The following is a 20,086-nucleotide window of genomic DNA, read 5'->3' as shown; positions in this document are numbered from 1 at the left end:
AAAATGAAAGAAAAACTGTGGACGAAGGATTTCTGGGCAATAACGATTATCAGCTTTATTATCTTTTTTGTTTTTTATGTCCTGCTGACCCTGCTTCCGATCTATATTTCGGATCGCCTGCATGCTACTCCTGATAAGGCCGGTTTATTAGTCACGTTCTTTTTGGGCTCTGCCATTCTTGTTCGTCCTTTTGCCGGGCAGTGGGTGGGGAAATATTCGAATAAAACGATTCTGGTGCTCTCTTCTCTGGCCTTTTTGGTGGTCACTGCGCTGTATCCGGTTTGCCATTCAATTGAATCACTCCTGCTGATTCGGGTGCTTCATGGTGTAACGTTTGGCGTTATAACCACGGTAAAAGGAACGATTTCCGCGCGGTTGATACCGGCCTCCCGACGTGGGGAGGGCATCAGTTTTTTCTCTTTAGCCATGGGACTGGCAATGGTTGTGGGGCCATGGGTAGGGCTGAACATGGCGCGCTGGGAAGCCTACACTGCTGCATTCTGGTTGTGCACGGTTGTGGCGGCGTTGGGGATTGTGCTGTCACTGATTGTCGCCGTACCGCCAGTGATTTGTCACGCTGATGGTTCCAAACCGAATCTGGGCTTTGCCGCCATGTTTGACCGCGCCGCGCTGCCTTTCGCGATGGTGACATTCTTTATGACCTTTTCCTATGCGGGTGTTTCAGCCTTCCTGGCACTGTATGCCCGCGAATTGGATTTGATGGCAGCCGCCAGTAATTTCCTGCTGTGCTACGCTATTTGCCTGATGGTCTGCCGAACCTTTACCGGCAATATCTGTGATAGAAAAGGGCCGAAATACGTGGTTTATCCGTGCTTACTGGCCTTCACCGTTGGGCTGGTAGCGCTGGGCTATACCAACGGCAGCATCATGATGATTATTGCCGGAGGATTAATTGGTATTGGTTACGGTTCGGTTACGCCGGTATTTCAGACACAAATTATTAGTTCAGTGGAACCGCACAAAATCGGTGTTGCCAATTCGCTGTTTTTCAATGCAATGGACGCGGGAATGGCGATTGGTGCGTTCATTATGGGGATGATGGTTGAAGGCGTGGGGTATCGGGCGATTTACCTGGTCGGGGCTTTGTTGGTGGTGCTGGCCGGGGCGTTGTATATCATGCAGATGAAAAAACGCCCAGACGTGGTATTGGTCTCCACGCATGAAGTCCACTAAGCACTACATTTCAATCTCAATATCCCCGTTTGCCCGGCAACAGCAGGGCAATATCTCACCCGGCTGAATAAAGGCCAGAGGTTCTGCAATCCAGTCAACCTGTCCCGCCACCAGGCGGGTACGGCAGGAACCGCAGTAACCTTCACGGCACTGATACTCGACTTCGATGTTGTGCGATTCGAGCGCGGCGAGCAGGGAAGGATGTTCATCCTGGCACAGCAGTTGTGTGCCAGAGATGCGCAAAGTAACGCGCCCCATCAGAGCTGGAAATTACTCAGGTCGTCGGTATCAACTTCGGCGTCGATTTGGCCGACCAGGTAAGAGCTGACTTCCACTTCCTGCGGTGCAACCTGGACGTTATCGGATACCAGCCAGGTATTGATCCACGGGATCGGGTTAGAGCGTGTCTGGAATGGCAAGTCAAGGCCAACAGCCTGCATACGGATATTGGTGATGTACTCAACGTACTGGCACAGGATATCTTTGTTCAGACCGATCATCGAACCGTCACGGAACAGATAATCCGCCCACTCTTTTTCCTGCAGCGCGGCCTGTACAAACAGGTCATAGCACTCTTGTTTACACTCTTCGGCGATTTCCGCCATTTCCGGATCGTCCACGCCGCTGCGCAACAGGTTCAGCATATGCTGGGTGCCGGTCAGATGCAGGGCTTCATCACGGGCAATCAGACGAATGATTTTTGCATTACCTTCCATCAGTTCGCGTTCTGCAAAAGCGAAAGAGCAGGCAAAGCTGACGTAGAAGCGAATCGCTTCCAGCGCGTTAACGCTCATCAGGCACAGATACAGTTTTTTCTTCAGTTCACGCAGGTTGACGACAACCGTTTTACCATTGACTGTATGGGTGCCTTCGCCCAGCAGATGCCAGTAGCTGGTCATCTCGATCAACTCATCGTAGTAGCTGGAAATGCCTTCCGCGCGTTTCTGGATCTGTTCGTTGGTGACGATATCGTCGAACACCACCGCAGGATCGTTCACGATGTTACGAATGATGTGGGTGTAGGAGCGGGAATGGATCGTTTCAGAAAACGCCCACGTTTCCACCCAGGTTTCCAGCTCAGGGATAGAAATCAGCGGCAGCAGCGCCACGTTCGGGCTACGTCCCTGAATAGAGTCCAGCAGCGTCTGATACTTCAGGTTGCTGATGAAGATATGTTTTTCATGTTCCGGCAGTGCCTGGAAGTCAATGCGGTCACGTGAAACGTCGACTTCTTCCGGACGCCAGAAGAAAGAGAGCTGCTTTTCGATCAGTTTCTCGAAGATGTCATATTTTTGCTGATCGTAGCGGGCGACGTTCACCGGCTGGCCGAAAAACATCGGTTCCAGAAGCTGGTCATTTTTCGTCTGTGAAAAAGTGGTGTATGCCATTGATGTGAATCCTTTGTGGGATGAGCGCCGGAGGCGGTGCAAGCACCTTGTCCGGCCTACAAACCGTGCAATCGTGGCCGGGTAAGCGTAGCGCCACCCGGCATCATTCATCAGATCTTACATGCGCCGCTTTCGCAGCCATCATCCTGAATGGATGGCACCAGATCGTCCTGAGAATCTTCCGCACCGTCGCGGGTGTTCTGATAATACAGCGTTTTGACACCAAATTTGTAGGCGGTGAGCAGGTCTTTCAGTAACTGCTGCATCGGCACTTTTCCTGATGGGAAGCGTGACGGATCGTAGTTGGTGTTGGCAGAAATCGACTGATCGATAAATTTCTGCATGATCCCTACCAGTTGCAGATACCCGTCATTGTTCGGCATCTCCCACAGCAGTTCGTACGCGTCGTGCAGGTGTTCGTAGTCCGGCACGACCTGACGCAGAATTCCATCTTTCGATGCTTTGATGCTCACGTAACCGCGTGGTGGTTCAATACCGTTGGTGGCGTTGGAGATCTGCGAAGAGGTCTCCGACGGCATCAGCGCGGACAGCGTGGAGTTACGCAGACCGTGGGTCTTAATGGACTCACGCAGTTGCTCCCAGTCCAGGTGCAACGGCTCGTTGGCAATGGCATCCAGATCTTTCTTATAGGTATCGATCGGCAAAATACCCTGCGCATAGGTGGTTTCGTTGAACCATGGGCATGCGCCTTGCTCTTTTGCCAGTTCGTTAGAGGCTTTCAGCAGGTAATACTGAATAGCTTCAAAGGTTTTGTGAGTCAGATTGTTCGCGCTGCCGTCAGAATAACGCTTACCGTTTTTCGCCAGCCAGTAGGCGTAGTTGATTACGCCAATACCCAGCGTACGACGGCCCATGGCGCCACGTTTAGCGGCCGGAATTGGATAATCCTGGTAATCGAGCAGCGCATCGAGAGCACGCACAGCCAGTACGGCCAGCTCTTCCAGCTCGCTCAGATCTTTGATTGCCCCCAGGTTGAATGCGGACAACGTACACAGCGCGATTTCACCGTTCTCGTCGTTAACGTCGGTCAACGGTTTGGTCGGCAGGGCGATTTCCAGACACAGGTTGGACTGGCGTACCGGTGCGACAGCCGGATCAAACGGGCTGTGGGTGTTGCAGTGGTCAACGTTCTGAATGTAGATGCGACCAGTAGAAGCACGTTCCTGCATCATCAGCGAGAACAGCTCAACCGCTTTCACGCGCTGTTTGCGGATGCTGTCGTCGTTTTCATATTTTGTGTACAGGCGTTCAAACTCGTCCTGATCGGCGAAGAATGCGTCGTACAGACCCGGAACATCGGACGGGCTGAACAGGGTGATGTCACCGCCTTTCAGCAGGCGGGTATACATCAGCTTGTTGATTTGTACGCCGTAGTCCATGTGACGCACGCGGTTGCCTTCGACGCCGCGGTTGTTTTTCAGCACCAGCAGGCTTTCAACTTCCAGATGCCACATTGGGTAGAACAACGTGGCTGCACCGCCGCGTACGCCACCTTGAGAGCAGGATTTCACCGCCGTCTGGAAGTGCTTGTAGAACGGAATACAGCCGGTGTGGAACGCTTCACCGCCGCGAATCGGGCTACCCAGCGCACGAATGCGCCCCGCGTTGATACCAATGCCAGCACGCTGAGAAACGTATTTTACAATTGCGCTGGACGTGGCGTTAATCGAATCCAGGCTGTCGCCGCACTCGATCAGTACGCAGGAGCTGAACTGACGCGTTGGGGTACGCACGCCGGACATAATCGGCGTCGGCAGCGAGATTTTGAACGTAGAAACGGCGTCGTAGAAACGTTTTACATATTGCAGACGTGTTTCACGCGGATAGTTAGAAAACAGGCAGGCTGCTACCAGAATGTAGAGGAACTGTGCGCTTTCATAGATCTCACCGGTAACACGGTTTTGCACCAGATATTTGCCTTCTAACTGCTTCACCGCAGCGTAGGAGAAGGTCATATCACGATCGTGTACGATGAACGAGTCCATCTGCTTGAACTCTTCTTCCGTGTAGTCTTCCAGCAGATGATTGTCGTATTTGCCCATTTCAACCATTTTCACGACATGGTCAAACAGTTTTGGCGGTTCAAACTCGCCGTAGGCTTTTTTGCGCAGATGAAAAATCGCCAGACGGGCGGCCAGATACTGATAATCCGGCGCGTCGCGGGAGATCAGGTCTGCAGCTGCTTTGATGATTGTTTCATGGATATCGGAGGTCTTGATACCGTCATAAAACTGAATGTGGGAGCGCAGCTCGACCTGAGAGATCGATACGTTATTCAGTCCTTCTGCCGCCCAATCCAGAACTCGGTGGATTTTGTCGAGATTGATGCGCTCTGTACTACCATCACGCTTTGTCACCAGCAGACTCTGATTCATGTGGTTTTTACCTGTCCGTGAAAGAAAAAATATCCCCCATATTATCCACAGTGCCACGTTGTGACTAAGTCTGTGGATAAATACTATATGTAGGGGTTGTTTGATAAAATAGACGCTATATGGTGAGTATTCTAGTAGGGATTCTTTTCAGCACAAGAGTTGATTTTGAGGTTAAATTGAGGTTGCAAAAGGGTAAGAATCGCTAAGTGCGCGTCTTATAAGGCCTGGCGGGGATGTCAATAATTGAGAAAAAAAATAGAAAATTTGATCGAATGCTGATTTCTTCATCTAAGGCAAAGAAAGTTCTTATGATCTGGCACAAAAATTGCCCTGAGACGCCTACTCAGGATCAGTAGGCGATGCATAATCACATAGGCCTGATAAGCGAAGCGCCATCAGGCGTTAAAGCCCGGAGTCGTGCCGGATGGCGGCGCTGGCGCGCTTTATCCGGCCTACAATCCAGCGTCATCAGGCCATGAGAGCCGGTTTATTCGCTTTTGGCGGTGGTATGCACCATATAGTTCACATCCACGCCGGGGCCCAGTTTAAAGGTGTTGGTAATGGGGTTGTAGTGCAGGCCGGTCATATGACGCTCTTTCAGTACGGTCTGGTCAACCCACTCTAACAGTTCAGCGGGCTTAATAAATTTTTTCACATCGTGCGTACCTTTAGGCACCATGCGCAGAATATATTCCGCGCCGACCACCGCCATCAGCCAGGATTTGCCGTTGCGGTTAAGCGTGGAGAAAAACACTTCGCCGCCCGGTTTAACCAGTCTGGCACAGGCCCTGACAACCGACTGCGGGTCTGGTACGTGTTCCAGCATTTCCATACAGGTGACGACGTCATACTGGTGCGCATATTTCTCGGCGTGTTCTTCGACTGTCTCCTGCACATACTCAACATGAATGCCACTTCCCAGCGCATGCAGTTTTGCCACCTGTAAGGGTTCAAACCCCATATCCAGGCCGGTGACTGTTGCGCCTTCACGCGCCATGCTTTCTGCCAGAATCCCGCCGCCGCAGCCGACGTCGAGTACCTTTTTACCAAACAGACCACCTGACCGTTCGGCGATATAGCCCAGACGCAGCGGATTTATGCGGTGCAGAGGCTTAAATTCACCCTCAAGATCCCACCAGCGCGACGCGACTGCTTCAAATTTGGCAATTTCTTCATGGTCAACGTTGTGAGTTACCGGGGGTTTTTCGGCATTCATTGGGGCTTCTACTCCTAAATTTGCGATGCAAACGAGTATATCAGCCTGACGGGATGAATAAAGCCTCTGTCTGGGGGAATCCATTTACCTGAATCTTCACGTATGTGTTATAATTTGCGACCTTTGAATCCGGGATACAGTAGAGGGATAGCGGTTAGATGAGCGACCTTGCGAGAGAAATTACACCGGTCAACATTGAGGAAGAGCTGAAGAGCTCCTATCTGGATTATGCGATGTCGGTCATTGTTGGCCGTGCGCTGCCGGACGTCCGAGATGGCCTGAAGCCGGTACACCGTCGCGTACTTTACGCCATGAACGTATTGGGCAACGACTGGAATAAAGCCTATAAAAAATCTGCCCGTGTCGTTGGTGACGTAATCGGTAAATACCACCCTCATGGTGATATCGCCGTTTACGACACCATTGTTCGTATGGCGCAGCCATTCTCCTTGCGTTACATGCTGGTGGATGGTCAGGGTAACTTTGGTTCTGTCGATGGCGACTCCGCAGCTGCGATGCGTTATACGGAAATCCGTATGTCGAAAATCGCCCACGAGCTGATGGCTGACCTGGAAAAAGAAACGGTTGATTTCGTCGATAACTACGACGGCACCGAACGCATTCCAGACGTTATGCCAACCAAAATTCCTAACCTGCTGGTGAACGGTTCGTCCGGTATCGCGGTAGGTATGGCAACCAATATTCCGCCGCACAACCTGACGGAAGTGGTCAACGGCTGTCTGGCATATATTGACGATGAAGACATCAGCATTGAAGGGCTGATGGAACATATTCCGGGTCCGGACTTCCCGACCGCAGCGATCATCAATGGTCGTCGTGGTATCGAAGAAGCTTACCGTACCGGTCGCGGCAAGGTATACATTCGCGCACGTGCAGAAGTCGAAGCTGACGCGAAAACTGGCCGCGAAACCATCATCGTGCATGAAATTCCGTATCAGGTGAACAAAGCACGCCTGATCGAGAAAATCGCCGAGCTGGTAAAAGATAAACGCGTTGAAGGCATCAGCGCGCTGCGTGACGAGTCTGACAAAGACGGTATGCGCATCGTGATTGAAGTGAAACGCGATGCGGTCGGGGAAGTGGTGCTGAACAACCTCTACTCCCAGACCCAACTGCAGGTTTCTTTCGGTATCAACATGGTTGCGCTGCACCATGGTCAGCCGAAGATCATGAACCTGAAAGAGATTATCGCTGCATTTGTTCGTCACCGTCGTGAAGTGGTTACTCGCCGTACTATTTTTGAACTGCGTAAAGCCCGCGACCGTGCGCACATCCTCGAAGCGCTGGCGATTGCTCTTGCGAACATCGATCCGATCATTGAACTGATCCGTCGTGCGCCGACTCCGGCAGAAGCGAAAGCCGCGCTGGTTGCGCGTTCGTGGGAGCTTGGCAATGTTTCTGCCATGCTGGAACGTGCCGGTGATGATGCTGCGCGTCCTGAGTGGCTGGAACCGGAATTTGGCGTGCGTGACGGTCAGTACTACCTGACTGAACAGCAGGCCCAGGCCATTCTGGATCTGCGTTTGCAGAAACTGACCGGCCTTGAGCACGAAAAACTGCTCGACGAATACAAAGAGCTGCTGGAGCAGATCGCTGAACTGCTGCACATTCTGGGCAGCGCCGATCGTCTGATGGAAGTCATCCGTGAAGAGATGGAGCTGATTCGTGAACAGTTCGGCGACGCGCGTCGGACCGAAATCACCGCGAACAGCGCTGACATCAACATCGAAGATCTGATTAGCCAGGAAGATGTTGTCGTGACCTTGTCTCATCAGGGTTACGTGAAATATCAGCCGTTAACCGATTACGAAGCGCAGCGTCGTGGCGGTAAAGGCAAATCTGCAGCACGTATTAAAGAAGAAGACTTTATCGACCGCCTGCTGGTGGCCAACACCCATGACACGATCCTCTGCTTCTCCAGCCGCGGTCGTTTGTACTGGATGAAGGTTTATCAGTTGCCGGAAGCCAGCCGTGGCGCGCGTGGACGTCCAATCGTCAACCTGCTGCCGCTGGAAGCTAACGAGCGTATTACCGCGATTCTGCCGGTACGTGAGTACGAAGAGGGCGTAAACGTCTTCATGGCAACTGCCAGCGGCACTGTGAAGAAAACGGCGCTGACCGAGTTCAGCCGTCCGCGTTCAGCCGGTATCATTGCGGTTAACCTGAACGAAGGCGACGAACTGATTGGCGTTGACCTGACGTCCGGCTCCGATGAAGTCATGCTGTTCTCTGCTGCCGGTAAAGTGGTGCGCTTTAAAGAAGATGCCGTTCGTGCGATGGGGCGTACCGCGACCGGTGTACGTGGTATCAAGCTGGCTGGGGAAGATAAAGTTGTTTCTCTGATTGTTCCGCGCGGTGAAGGTGCCATCCTGACCGTGACGCAGAACGGCTACGGTAAGCGTACCGCAGCGGAAGAGTATCCGACGAAGTCTCGTGCGACGCAGGGCGTTATCTCCATCAAAGTCACCGAACGCAACGGCTCTGTTGTTGGCGCGGTACAGGTTGAAGATACTGACCAGATCATGATGATCACCGATGCCGGTACGCTGGTGCGTACACGCGTGTCGGAAATCAGCGTGGTAGGGCGTAACACCCAGGGCGTGATCCTCATCCGTACTGCGGAAGATGAAAACGTTGTGGGCCTGCAACGTGTTGCTGAACCGGTTGATGATGAAGAACTCGACTCCATCGACGGCAGCGCTGCGGAAGGGGACGAGGATATCGCTCCTGAAGCTGAAAGCGACGATGATGCGGCAGACGACGCAGAAGAGTAATTAAGTTGTGATGAGAAGGGCCGGAGAAATCCGGCCCTTCTTTTTAGTTCATGCGCTCCACGATCATCGCAATACCCTGGCCGCCGCCGATACACAGCGTTGCCAGACCGAGCGTTTTATCCCGTGCCTGTAACGCGTGCAGCAATGTGACCAGAATACGCGCGCCGCTGGCGCCGATAGGGTGACCCAGCGCAATCGCACCACCGTTAACGTTGACCTTTTGTGCATCAAACCCCAGTGTTTTACCCACCGCAAGAAACTGCGCGGCAAAGGCTTCGTTAGCTTCGATAAGATCGATATCCGACAGTTGCAGCCCGCTCCGTTGTAGCGCTTTTTGCGTGGCAGGAACGGGTCCCATGCCCATCATCGCCGGGGCGACGCCGCCGCTGGCCCAGGCTTTGATCCGCGCCAGCGGTTTTAGCCCAGCCGCCAGTGCTGCCGACTCTTCCATTACCACCAGAGCGGCAGCACCGTCGTTAATCCCCGAGGCGTTGCCAGCGGTAACAGTACCTGCTTTGTCGAAGGCCGGACGCAATGCGGCAAGACCTTCCGCCGTGGAGTCTGCCTTGGGAAACTCATCGCGTTCAAAAATGAGGGTTTTCTTACGTGATTGCACGCTGACAGGGACGATTTCGGCCTGGAAAGCGCCGGACTCTATTGCGGCAATGGCTTTCTGCTGTGATAACAGTGCCAGTTCATCCTGCATTTCGCGGCTGATACCGTACTCTTTAGCGATGTTCTCGGCGGTAATCCCCATATGATAGCCATGTTCGGCGCAGATCAGCCCATCGCGCAGAATGACGTCTGCCAATTGCCCGTCACCGAGGCGATACCCCCAACGGGCTTTCGCGTCTAACAGGTAGGGGGCCAGGCTCATGTTTTCCATCCCCCCCGCGACGATCGCCTGGGCTTGTCCTGCTTTGATTGCCTGGGCGGCAAGCGCCACGCTTTTCAGGCCGGATCCGCACACTTTGTTGACGGTGAAGCCGCAAACGGTGTCGGAAAGACCGCTTCTTAGCAATGCCTGACGCGCCGGATTCTGTCCCAGGCCGGCCTGCAGCACGTTACCCATAATCACTTCTTCAACCTGCTGCGGATCAAGATGAGCGCGCTCGATTGCCGCTTTTATCACGGTTGATCCTAACTCGATAGCACTGGTGGTCGCCAGTGCGCCATTAAAGCTACCGATTGCGGTACGTGCCGCGCTGACAATGACACAGTTTTTCATTTTTCTGTTCCTTTATGTAAGTAATGGCTGTCAGAACAAGGTCAATCCAATGACAAAAATGACGCCTGAGAAGAGCAGGGCGGTGATGCAGTACCCCATGATGTCGCGCACCCCCAATCCGGCGATAGCCAATGCAGGTAGCGCCCAGAACGGCTGCGCCATGTTCATCCACTGCTCGCCATAGGCGATAGCCATCACTGACTTACCAAGATCGGCACCAAGCGCCTGAGCGGCGGGCATGACGAACGGTCCCTGAATAACCCAATGGCCGCCGCCGGATGGCACAGCAAAGTTAATCAGTGCTGAACTGAAGAAGGTCATCAGCGGGAAGGTGTCTTTGTTGGCGACGTTGATGAAGAACTCGGTAATCAATCCGCCGAGACCAGAGTGCTCCATCATCAGCTGAATACCGGCGTAGAAGGGGAACTGCACCAGGATGCCGGCGGTGCTACGTGCGGCAGCGCTAACGGCACGCATATAGGCCATCGGCGTTTTATGCAGCAGCAGACCGGCAATCATAAACATCAGATTGACGGTGTTGATGGTGATGTTGAAGCCTTTCTCGGTGAAATAGAGGGCCAGATAAGCAATCCCTAATGCCCCGATGATCAGGGCCAGAATGCGGCTCTCTTCCAGTTTTTCCGATGGTGGAGCGTCGGGTGGCAGTTTTTTCTGGAAATCAGCTTCTTCCAGTAACAGCTTCGGATCGATGCTTACCACATCGGAAGGTTTTGGCGTCATCATGCGTGTGATGAACGGCATTACGACGATCAGTGCCACGGTGATGAAGATGTTGAAACCGGTAAATAGCGTGTCTGCGACCGGAATTAACCCTGCGACGTGCTCAACCGGGTTGCCTGGCGTTGCCGCCAGCAATGGCATTGAACCGGAGAAGCCACCCCCCCAGGTGAGAAAACCGATGTAGGCACAAGCAATCAGCAGGGGATAGTCGGAGCCGGGTACCCGGCGTGCGACTTCACGGGCAAACATCGCCCCCACTACCAGACCAAAACCCCAGTTGATGACGCAGGCGACTGAACCGAAAAACGTCACCAGCATGACACCCTGAGCGGGGGTTTTGGCGGCAGACGCCGCCGTTCGCAGCAGACTTTTCACCGGTCCTGAACTGGCTAACGCATGGCCTGTGACGATGATCAGCGCCATCTGCATACCAAACGCCAGCAGGTTCCAGAAACCATCACCCCAGAATCTCACCATGTTGACTGGCGTTTGTGGCGTCAGCCACAGCGCGATGCCGAAGGTCAACAGCGTTAGCAGCATGGCGAAAATTAGCGGATCAGGCAGCCAGCGGCTGACCACGCGCGTCATAAAACGAGCAATGCGGCCGATCATGCATCACCTCGCAGGATAATCAGCTCGGCGGCGACATCAAACTGCGCTTCGGTTTTTTCACGCAGCGTGGCGATATCGCATCCTTCCGCGATTTCCGTAAGCCACATTTTGCCGTCAATGAAGCGGAAAACGGCGAGTTCGGTGACCAGCATATGCACCGCATGTTGTGCCGTCAGCGGCATGGTGCAATGTCGGAGGATCTTCGCTGAGCCGTCTTTTGCGCAATGCTCCATGGCGATAATCACTTTGCGCGCACCGGTCACCAGATCCATCGCTCCTCCCATGCCGGGAACCATTTTGCCGGGAACGACCCAGTTGGCGAGGTTGGCCTGCTCATCGACCTGTAACCCACCGAGCACGCAGGCATCGACATGGCCCCCACGAATTAACGCAAACGACATGGCGCTATCAAACATCGCCGCGCCTGGCAAAATACCGCACGGTTGCCCACCGGCGTTTACCAGGTCGGGATGCGCAGTTGTGACCGGACCCAGACCGAGAAAACCATTTTCTGACTGCAATGTGATATGAATGTCAGCGGGCAGGTAGTTGGCAACCATCGTCGGCAGACCAATCCCCAGGTTGACGACATCCCCATCGTGAAGCTCAAGCGCCACACGGCGCGCAATACGTTGTTTAGCATCCATGATTAGCTCTCCTGTGGAATGACGATATGGTCGATAACGGCACCAGGGGTGACGATCTGGTCTGGCTGGAGTTCACCGATCTCGACCATTTCATCCGGTTCAACCAGTGTGATGTCGGCGGCAAGGGCAATCAGTGGGTTAAAATTACGGGCGCTAAGTTGATAGGTCAGGTTGCCAAGCGTGTCTGCGCGGTGTGCGCGGATCAGCGCTAAATCGGCACGTAATGGACGTTCGAGCAACCAGACTCTGCCATCGAGCGTCATGGTCTGCTTGCCATCTTCTACTACGGTGCCGACACCGGTTGGCGTCAGAAAACCGCCAAGGCCTGCGCCACCGCAGCGAATTTGCTCAATCAGAGTGCCTTGCGGCACCAGTTGTACGTCCATTTCGCCGGCAATCATGCGGCGACCGGTTTCAGGGTTGGTGCCAATGTGCGAGGCAATCACTTTGCTCACGCGACCGTTGACGATTAAGGGGCCGATACCGGTATCGACAAATGCGGTATCGTTGGCAATTAACGTCAAATCTCTGACGCCAGATTCAAGTAAGGCTTCGACAAGGCGAGGTGGCGTGCCAACCCCCATAAAACCGCCGACCATGATGGTCATGCCGTCACGAAAGAAGCTCGCTGCGTCTTGTAAAGTAATCAGTTTTGTTTTCATTATGTTTCCCTTTTGCATACTCCATTTTGGGTACGCTCAGGGAATTGCAAGCCGGGTGCCAGAATGATAAATGGTAAAATTATTTTTTAATTATTTGAATTTTATGGTTTATTTTTTATTGTCTGGCGAGAGGAAGGTGGAGTTGCTATGCAGAGTTTTGCGCAGTGTGCAAAATTCTGCATAGCAAATTTAGGTATCAGGAGCCTGACGGGTCAATGCCATACTCTTGCAATTTGTACATCAGAGCGCGCCGACTGATCCCCAGCATTAGCGCGGTGCGGGTGCGGTTGCCATCCTGATTGTCCAGCACCTCAAGGATGATGCGTTTTTCCTCACGCTTAATTTCTTCCTTCAGATTGCGTTCTCCGGTCTGAACTGCTTTTACTTCTGTTACGGTACTGACAGGTGATCGGAACTGCGCAGGCAGGTCTTCGGCAAAAATCACCGCGCCGGTATTCATGACCACTGCACGTTCGATGACGTTAGACAGTTCACGAATGTTTCCAGGCCATGGCCAGGCTGTAAGCATGGACATCGCCGTTGGATCGATCTCAATGATATCCCGCTGATTTTCTGAGCTAAATTTTTGTAAAAAGTGATTCGCTAACAGAGCGATGTCTTCGCGGCGTTCGCGTAACGGGGGAAGGGTCAGATGAATCACGTTGAGCCGGTAAAACAGGTCTTCACGGAACGTTCCTTCCTTCACCATTGTTTGCAGGCAGCGATTGGTGGCAGCAACAATACGGATATCGACGCGAATAGTTTGGTGTCCGCCGATGCGCTCGAACTCTCTTTCTTGCAAAATACGCAGCAGTTTGGCCTGCAGAACCAGCGGCATTTCACCAATCTCGTCGAGCAGAAGCGTTCCCTGATGCGCACGTTCGAACAGTCCCTGGCGTAGAGTTTGCGCACCGGTAAATGCCCCCTTTTCGTGACCAAACAGTTCGCTTTCCAGTAATGATTCCGGTAAGGCCGCACAGTTGATTTTGATAAAGGGACCGTTGGCGCGTCTGCTGTTGTAGTGGATGGCGCGGGCAATCAGCTCTTTTCCTGTGCCACTTTCACCGCTAATCAGTACGTTCGCCTGTGAGAGGGCGATTTTTGCCGTGTCTTTACAAATATCCATCATCACCGGGCTGTTAGTCAGGATATGCCCCCATTGCCAGCTGGTGCTTAGCGCCTGATGTAGATTGCGGATCTCCTGCTTCATTGCCTGAAGCTGTAGTGCGCGCTGAATGACCAGATTGAGCTCATCCAAATCAAAGGGTTTAATCACATAGTCAAACGCGCCGCTACGGAGAGCCTCCACTGCGGTCTCCACTTCGGCGTAGGCCGTCATCAGAATAACGGGGATCCGCGGCTGCTGGGCGCGCATGACTTTCAATGCATCAATACCGTCCATCTCTGGCATGCGGATGTCCATCAGTACCACGTCAGGATGCGTATCAGCAAACAGAGTCAGCGCGGCTTTTCCATCGCTGGCGCAGTGCGTCTCATGCCCTTGCAGGGAAAACGCAGTGGCAAGCATACGGCGAACATTTTCTTCGTCATCAACGATGAGAATACGGTAGGTCGTTTTCATTCTGACGGATTTCCCTGCGGGTTAAGAGGTAAAATCAGGGTGAAGGTTGCGCCGCAGCCCGGCATACTTGTCACGTGGATATCCCCCTGATGCGCGTTGATAATGCGCTGGCTTAGCGCCAGTCCAAGACCCGTACCTGATGCTTTGGTCGTAAAGAAGGGGTCGAATATTTTCTTCTGAATGGCAATATCGATACCGTTGCCATTATCTTCAATCATCACCGCCTGCTGTGAGGCCGAGTATTGCCAGGTGCGGATTCGAATTTCGCCCCGTGCGGCTATCGCCTGCACCGCATTGATTAAAATATTGAGGATCACCTGCTTGAGGAGTTCGCGATCGGCGACGATGGCTGGCAGGCTGGTATCTAATTCCGTGGTAAACGTGATTCGAGCCTGTAGGCCCGCGGTTTGCACGAGGATCAGCGTTTCTTCAATCAACGCATTGAGCTGTACCTGCTGCCACTGGCTTTGTCGCGGGCGTGAGAAATCCAACAGTTGTTGGATGACTTTATTGATTGAGTCAATTTCGTTCAGCACAACGGATAAATATTCCTGATGTTCTGGTAAAGATGTTTGTTGGCGGATGATCTGTACATAGCCACGGATTGCCGTCAGCGGGTTACGTACCTCATGCGCCACTCCAGCCATCAACTCGCCGAGCGTCGCGAGCCTTTCCGTTTGTGCCAGCCGGCGCTGTGTCTCTTTGCGGGCCGTTAAATCAGAGAAGATCACCAGAGCCCCGATTAGTTCGCCATGCGCGTTATGGATCCTGCTGGTGGTGACGCTTATTTCAATAGTGCGGTCGCGGCCAGGAAAACTCACCTCCTGGGCGACATGTTCGGTGCCGTGCTCCAGCGTATCCAGTACCGGGCTGGAGAACTGAGTATCGGCAAAGAGGGTTGCATAGGGTTGTCCGACCAGTTCATGCAACTGATAGCCAGTGATTTGCTCTGCCGCCGGATTCATGGTGGTGACATCACCCTGTCTGTCGATGGCAATGACGCCGTCTGCTGCGTTCTCAATTATCAGGTCGTTAAGGGTTTTGGTTTCCCGAAGCGTTTGTGCCAGCGCATTGACGCTGCGGCTGATTTGCCCCAGTTCGCCGGGCAGTTCAGGCAGGCGGGCTGGTGTTTTTTGCGCCAGCGTGGAGAGGCCGTCGGTGATAATATCGATATTCGCACTGAGACGGCGAGAGAAAAGCACAATCAACAGCAGGCTACTGATGAGTCCGGCAGCCAGTACGGCAATGATCCTGACGTCCATTTTCCAGGCTTGCTGGCGGATATCTTCCGTTAGTTCATTCGCCCAGATATAGCCAATGACTTCACCTTGCCGTTCGATGGGGATCATGGAGTTGAGGATGTCGCCACGAACCTGTCGTCCGGAAAAAACCACAGGTGCGTTGCTGCGCATCACTTCGCGACCGGGGTGATCCTCGGTGATGGTGATACCGACATTACTTTGGTACAACGCAGAGGGGGCGTAGGTGATGATTGCATCCAGTGCTTTGTTGTAATACCCCGCACCGATGCCAGGAAATGCCTGGGTGATCCGTTCGGTGATGGGCCCCAACTCAAGATTCAGCGCCCGAATGCGCGCTTCACGCGGTAAATCCGCGTAGTGGCTAAAGCGATCGCCCAGCGCGCCGTTAAGCAGAGTGAGCACCGATGACAGTTTTTTCTCTTTTTCAGATAAGACTGCTGACCGGCCTTCGGTTTCTACGATATAACCAATAGAAATCGTCGGCACAATGACCATCAGAATGGCCATCATGATCATTTGGTTGCGTAAACGTCGCGGGTATAAACGACGCGTCAGCCATCTCAGCTTGCGCATTCTCACATCCGTGCAGTGTTTTTTAGGCAAACGACGATTATCAGGGGTTAAGACAACGGTGTCAGAGCGGTGTATCATATTCCCGTAAAGAGAGGGCATTGCGACGTCGGACATTTACCGCTACCTTAACCACACTCTATTGATATCCTGAGGCGGAGCTTCGCCCCTTTGAAATACCTTGCTTCCGTTCATTCAACTCTAAAAGTCTCACGCTACCTGTTCAGAGCGCTGGCCTTACTGGTCTGGTGTCTGATTGCTTTTGCGTCGGTGTTCTACATTGTGAATGCGTTGCACCAGCGAGAGTCTGAGATCCGCCAGGAGTTTAATCTCAGCTCCGACCAGGCTCAACGCTACATTCAGCGTACTTCTGACGTGATAAAAGAGCTGAAATATATTGCTGAAAACCGATTAACGGCAGAAAACGGCGTGATGTCATTGCGGGCACGGGATGATAAAACCGTGGTGCCGAATTTTGAACCGCTGTTTGCCGATTCCGACTGTGCGGTGATGGGTAATGCCTGGCGTGGCTCGCTGGAGTCATTGGCGTGGTTTATGCGCTACTGGCGCGACAATTTCTCAGCGGCTTATGATTTGAACCGTGTGTTCCTGATCGGCAGCGATAACCTCTGCATGGCCAATTTCGGTCTGCGGGATATGCCTGTCGAACGTGACGAGGCGCTGAAAGCACTGCATGAGCGCATCATTAAGTATCGCAATGCGCCGCAGGAAGAAAACGGCAATAACCTGTTCTGGATAAGCCAGGGACCGCGTCCGGGCGTGGGGTATTTTTATGCGCTGACGCCGGTCTATCTTGCCAATCGTCTGCAGGCGTTGCTGGGTGTGGAACAGCCGATTCGTATGGAGAACTTCTTCACGCCGGGCAGTTTGCCGATGGGAGTGACAATCCTTGATGAAAATGGTCATGCGCTGATTTCACTCACCGGTCCTGAAGGCAATATTCAGTCTGAACCGCGCTGGATGCAGGAGCGCTCGTGGTTTGGCTACACGCCGGGTTTTCGCAATCTGGTGTTGAAGAAAAACCTGCCGCCATCATCGCTCAGTATTGTGTACTCCGTGCCGGTCGATCTGGTGCTGGAGCGGATACGCATGATGATCCTGAATGCGGTTCTGCTGAATGTGCTGGTAGGTGCGGCGTTGTTTATGCTGACGCGCATGTATGAGCGGCGTATTTTTATTCCAGCGGAAAGCGATGCCCAGCGCCTGGAAGAGCATGAACAGTTTAACCGTAAAATTGTGGCTTCTGCGCCGGTCGGTATTTGTATTCTGCGCACAATTGATGGCATTAACATTCTGAGCAACGAGCTGGCGCATACCTATCTCAACATGCTGACGCATGAAGACAGGCAACGGTTGACGCAAATTATCTGCGGCCAGCAGGTTAATTTCGTCGATGTGTTGACCAGCAATAATACCAATCTGCAAATCAGCTTTGTGCATTCACGTTATCGTAATGAGAACGTAGCCATATGCGTCCTGGTCGATGTGAGTGCGCGTGTGAAAATGGAAGAGTCGTTACAGGAGATGGCGCAGGCGGCGGAACAGGCCAGCCAGTCAAAATCAATGTTCCTTGCGACGGTGAGTCATGAACTACGCACGCCGCTGTATGGCATTATCGGCAACCTTGACCTGCTGCAAACGAAAGAACTGCCCAGCGGAGTGGATCGCCTGGTGACGGCGATGAATAACTCCTCCAGCCTGTTGTTGAAGATTATCAGCGATATTCTTGATTTCTCGAAAATTGAATCCGAACAGTTGAAGATTGAACCGCGCGAATTTTCACCGCGGGAAGTAATGAGCCATATTACGGCCAACTATCTGCCGCTGGTGGTACGCAAGCAACTGGGATTGTACTGTTTCATTGAGCCGGATGTGCCTGTGGCATTAAATGGCGATCCGATGCGCTTGCAGCAGGTCATTTCTAACCTGTTGAGTAATGCTATTAAATTCACCGATACCGGCTGTATTGTGCTGCATGTTCAGTGCAGCGGCGACTACCTCAGCATTCGTGTGCGTGATACTGGCGTGGGGATCCCGGCCAAAGAAGTCGTTCGTCTATTCGATCCCTTCTTCCAGGTGGGGACGGGCGTGCAGCGTAATTTCCAGGGGACCGGGTTAGGTCTGGCTATCTGTGAAAAACTGATCAGCATGATGGACGGGGATATTTCCGTTGATTCTGAACCGGGGATGGGGAGCCAGTTTACGCTGCGGATACCGCTGTATGGAGCCCAGTATCCACAGAATAAAAGTGTGGACGGTCTTGCCAGTACCCGCTGCTGGCTGGCGGTGCGAAACGCGTCACTCTATCACTTTATCGAATCCAGCCTCACGCGTACCGGGATGACGGTGCTGCGTTATGAGGGGCAGCAACCTGATGCAAATGATGTATTGATTGCTGATGATGTGCTGGATCAGGCGTGGCAGGGACGAGCCACGGTGATTTTCTGTCGTCGCCACATTGGTATTCCGCTGGAAAGAACGCCTGGCGAGTGGGTGCACAGCGTGGCATCACCGCACGAGTTGCCGGCGCTGCTGGCGCATATCTACAGCGTTGAACTGGGCAGTGAAGCGCTTTCCACCGCACTGCCAGCTCCGGACAAAGTGGGAGCCACAAACGATGACATGATGATTCTGGTGGTTGACGATCATCCGATTAACCGTCGTTTACTGGCCGATCAGTTGGGATCGTTGGGATATCAGTGTAAAACCGCCAACGACGGTGTGGACGCGCTCAATGTGTTGAGTAAAAACCATATTGATATCGTGCTGAGCGACGTCAACATGCCGAATATGGATGGTTATCGCTTGACGCAGCGTATTCGCCAACTGGGGTTAACGCTACCGGTGATTGGTGTGACGGCCAATGCTCTGGCGGAAGAGAAGCAGCGTTGTCTGGAGTCGGGAATGGACAGTTGCTTATCCAAGCCAGTGACGCTAGACGTGCTGAAGCAGACGCTAACGGTCTATGCGGATCGCGTAAGAAAAACGCGGGGATAAAAGAGGCAGGGTAGCGGTGTTTGCCTTATCCGGCCTACAGAACATACACAACACTGTATTGTTCGTAGGCCAGATAAACGCGGTGCCATCAGGCAGATGATATGAAACCGAATTACTCTTTGTCTGACGGGCTTAACGTCACGGATGACAGGTAATTCAGCAGGGCGATATCGTTTTCCACGCCGAGCTTCATCATTGCAGACTTTTTCTGGCTACTGATGGTTTTAATACTGCGATTGAGTTTTTTAGCGATTTCAGTCACCAGGAAGCCTTCGGCAAACAGGCGCAGAACTTCACTTTCTTTCGGTGACAGGCGTTTGTCGCCATAACCGCTGGCGCTGATTTTTTCCAGCAGGCGAGAGACGCTTTCCGGGGTGAATTTCTTACCTTTTTGCAGCGCCGCCAGCGCCTTCGGCAGGTCAGTTGGCGCACCTTGTTTCAGCACGATCCCTTCAATGTCGAGATCCAGTACCGCGCTCAGGATGGCCGGGTTGTTGTTCATGGTCAAAACGATGATCGACAGGCTCGGGAAATGGCGTTTGATATATTTAATTAACGTGATCCCATCACCATATTTATCTCCCGGCATTGAGAGATCGGTAATCAACACATGAGCATCTAATTTAGGCAAATTGTTGATCAGTGCAGTGGAGTCTTCAAATTCGCCGACAACGTTCACCCATTCGATTTGTTCAAGTGATTTACGAATACCGAACAGTACAATCGGATGGTCATCGGCAATAATTACGTTCATAGTGTTCATGTATTGGGCTAC

The 20,086-nt window shown here is 52.8% G+C and carries 14 protein-coding genes; 3 read left to right on the top strand and 11 right to left on the bottom strand.

The features are described from left to right. The first annotated feature begins 3 nt into the window (after positions 1-3). Positions 4-1,194 (top strand): MFS transporter, encoded by a 1,191-nt coding sequence (locus OGY19_RS06830; protein ID WP_115602396.1) that lies wholly within the window; start codon positions 4-6, stop codon positions 1,192-1,194. Between the two features lie 3 nt (positions 1,195-1,197). Here OGY19_RS06830 and yfaE read toward each other — a convergent pair whose 3' ends face one another. The 4 genes from yfaE to ubiG all read right to left on the bottom strand — a co-directional run bounded on the left by yfaE (position 1,198) and on the right by ubiG (position 6,194). Beyond that, positions 1,198-1,452 carry a ferredoxin-like diferric-tyrosyl radical cofactor maintenance protein YfaE gene (gene yfaE, locus OGY19_RS06825; RefSeq protein WP_061068202.1) on the bottom strand — a complete coding sequence of 85 codons (255 nt, stop codon included), beginning with the start codon at positions 1,450-1,452 and terminating at the stop codon, positions 1,198-1,200. Beyond that, positions 1,452-2,582: a class Ia ribonucleoside-diphosphate reductase subunit beta gene (nrdB, locus tag OGY19_RS06820; RefSeq protein WP_003834668.1), complete on the bottom strand. Its 1,131-nt coding sequence runs from the start codon at positions 2,580-2,582 to the stop codon at positions 1,452-1,454. Before nrdB ends, yfaE begins: the two co-directional genes overlap by 1 nt. A 110-nt stretch (positions 2,583-2,692) precedes the next feature. Beyond that, positions 2,693-4,978 carry a class 1a ribonucleoside-diphosphate reductase subunit alpha gene (gene nrdA / locus OGY19_RS06815; protein WP_115601742.1) on the bottom strand — a complete coding sequence of 762 codons (2,286 nt, stop codon included), beginning with the start codon at positions 4,976-4,978 and terminating at the stop codon, positions 2,693-2,695. A 487-nt stretch (positions 4,979-5,465) separates the two neighbouring features. Continuing rightward, on the bottom strand, positions 5,466-6,194 hold the full coding sequence (gene ubiG / locus OGY19_RS06810; RefSeq protein ID WP_115601743.1) for a bifunctional 2-polyprenyl-6-hydroxyphenol methylase/3-demethylubiquinol 3-O-methyltransferase UbiG: 729 nt from the start codon (positions 6,192-6,194) through the stop codon (positions 5,466-5,468). 158 nt (positions 6,195-6,352) lie between these two features. Here ubiG and gyrA point away from each other — a divergent pair, with 158 nt between their 5' ends. Further along, positions 6,353-8,989: a DNA topoisomerase (ATP-hydrolyzing) subunit A gene (gyrA, locus tag OGY19_RS06805; RefSeq protein ID WP_286596275.1), complete on the top strand. Its 2,637-nt coding sequence runs from the start codon at positions 6,353-6,355 to the stop codon at positions 8,987-8,989. Positions 8,990-9,032: 43 nt separating this feature from the next. On the opposite strand, the gene OGY19_RS06800 is transcribed toward gyrA, so the two are convergent. The 6 genes from OGY19_RS06800 to atoS all read right to left on the bottom strand — a co-directional run bounded on the left by OGY19_RS06800 (position 9,033) and on the right by atoS (position 16,296). Further along, positions 9,033-10,217, bottom strand: a complete 1,185-nt coding sequence (locus tag OGY19_RS06800) for an acetyl-CoA C-acetyltransferase (protein ID WP_115601745.1) — start codon at positions 10,215-10,217, stop codon at positions 9,033-9,035. Positions 10,218-10,247: 30 nt separating this feature from the next. Continuing rightward, entirely contained in the window at positions 10,248-11,570 is a 1,323-nt protein-coding gene (locus tag OGY19_RS06795) for a TIGR00366 family protein (RefSeq protein ID WP_115601746.1), read from the bottom strand. After that, positions 11,567-12,217, bottom strand: a complete 651-nt coding sequence (locus OGY19_RS06790) for a 3-oxoacid CoA-transferase subunit B (RefSeq protein ID WP_048211108.1) — start codon at positions 12,215-12,217, stop codon at positions 11,567-11,569. Before OGY19_RS06790 ends, OGY19_RS06795 begins: the two co-directional genes overlap by 4 nt. Positions 12,218-12,219: 2 nt before the next feature. Beyond that, the gene (gene atoD / locus OGY19_RS06785) at positions 12,220-12,879 is read right to left on the bottom strand and encodes an acetate CoA-transferase subunit alpha (RefSeq protein ID WP_115601747.1); all 660 of its coding nucleotides are present in this window, start codon (positions 12,877-12,879) and stop codon (positions 12,220-12,222) included. Positions 12,880-13,075: 196 nt separating this feature from the next. Next, entirely contained in the window at positions 13,076-14,461 is a 1,386-nt protein-coding gene (gene atoC, locus OGY19_RS06780; protein WP_048211110.1) for an acetoacetate metabolism transcriptional regulator AtoC, read from the bottom strand. Next, positions 14,458-16,296 (bottom strand): two-component system sensor histidine kinase AtoS, encoded by a 1,839-nt coding sequence (atoS, locus tag OGY19_RS06775; RefSeq protein WP_048211111.1) that lies wholly within the window; start codon positions 16,294-16,296, stop codon positions 14,458-14,460. Before atoS ends, atoC begins: the two co-directional genes overlap by 4 nt. A 168-nt stretch (positions 16,297-16,464) precedes the next feature. Between atoS and rcsC the strand changes: the two genes are divergently transcribed. Continuing rightward, positions 16,465-19,311 (top strand): two-component system sensor histidine kinase RcsC, encoded by a 2,847-nt coding sequence (gene rcsC, locus OGY19_RS06770; RefSeq protein WP_061068198.1) that lies wholly within the window; start codon positions 16,465-16,467, stop codon positions 19,309-19,311. Between the two features lie 112 nt (positions 19,312-19,423). Here the strand turns inward: rcsC and rcsB are convergent, their stop codons facing one another. Further along, positions 19,424-20,074 carry a response regulator transcription factor RcsB gene (rcsB, locus tag OGY19_RS06765; RefSeq protein WP_003027592.1) on the bottom strand — a complete coding sequence of 217 codons (651 nt, stop codon included), beginning with the start codon at positions 20,072-20,074 and terminating at the stop codon, positions 19,424-19,426. Positions 20,075-20,086 lie beyond the last annotated feature (12 nt).

This window comes from Citrobacter sp. Cy070, from assembly GCF_030332245.1.
GTDB classification, from domain to species: domain Bacteria; phylum Pseudomonadota; class Gammaproteobacteria; order Enterobacterales; family Enterobacteriaceae; genus Citrobacter; species Citrobacter youngae.
Note: the sequence above shows the minus strand (reverse complement) of the source record. Positions and strands in the feature narration are given on the sequence as shown.

Coding starts and splice junctions, on each gene's coding strand:
- gyrA (WP_286596275.1), top strand. CDS start 6,353: ATGAGCGACCTTGCGAGAGAAATTACACCGGTCAACATTGAGGAAGAG.
- atoC (WP_048211110.1), bottom strand. CDS start 14,461: ATGAAAACGACCTACCGTATTCTCATCGTTGATGACGAAGAAAATGTT.
- atoD (WP_115601747.1), bottom strand. CDS start 12,879: ATGAAAACAAAACTGATTACTTTACAAGACGCAGCGAGCTTCTTTCGT.
- atoS (WP_048211111.1), bottom strand. CDS start 16,296: ATGCGCAAGCTGAGATGGCTGACGCGTCGTTTATACCCGCGACGTTTA.
- OGY19_RS06795 (WP_115601746.1), bottom strand. CDS start 11,570: ATGATCGGCCGCATTGCTCGTTTTATGACGCGCGTGGTCAGCCGCTGG.
- ubiG (WP_115601743.1), bottom strand. CDS start 6,194: ATGAATGCCGAAAAACCCCCGGTAACTCACAACGTTGACCATGAAGAA.
- yfaE (WP_061068202.1), bottom strand. CDS start 1,452: ATGGGGCGCGTTACTTTGCGCATCTCTGGCACACAACTGCTGTGCCAG.
- rcsB (WP_003027592.1), bottom strand. CDS start 20,074: ATGAACACTATGAACGTAATTATTGCCGATGACCATCCGATTGTACTG.
- OGY19_RS06830 (WP_115602396.1), top strand. CDS start 4: ATGAAAGAAAAACTGTGGACGAAGGATTTCTGGGCAATAACGATTATC.
- nrdB (WP_003834668.1), bottom strand. CDS start 2,582: ATGGCATACACCACTTTTTCACAGACGAAAAATGACCAGCTTCTGGAA.
- OGY19_RS06800 (WP_115601745.1), bottom strand. CDS start 10,217: ATGAAAAACTGTGTCATTGTCAGCGCGGCACGTACCGCAATCGGTAGC.
- OGY19_RS06790 (WP_048211108.1), bottom strand. CDS start 12,217: ATGGATGCTAAACAACGTATTGCGCGCCGTGTGGCGCTTGAGCTTCAC.
- nrdA (WP_115601742.1), bottom strand. CDS start 4,978: ATGAATCAGAGTCTGCTGGTGACAAAGCGTGATGGTAGTACAGAGCGC.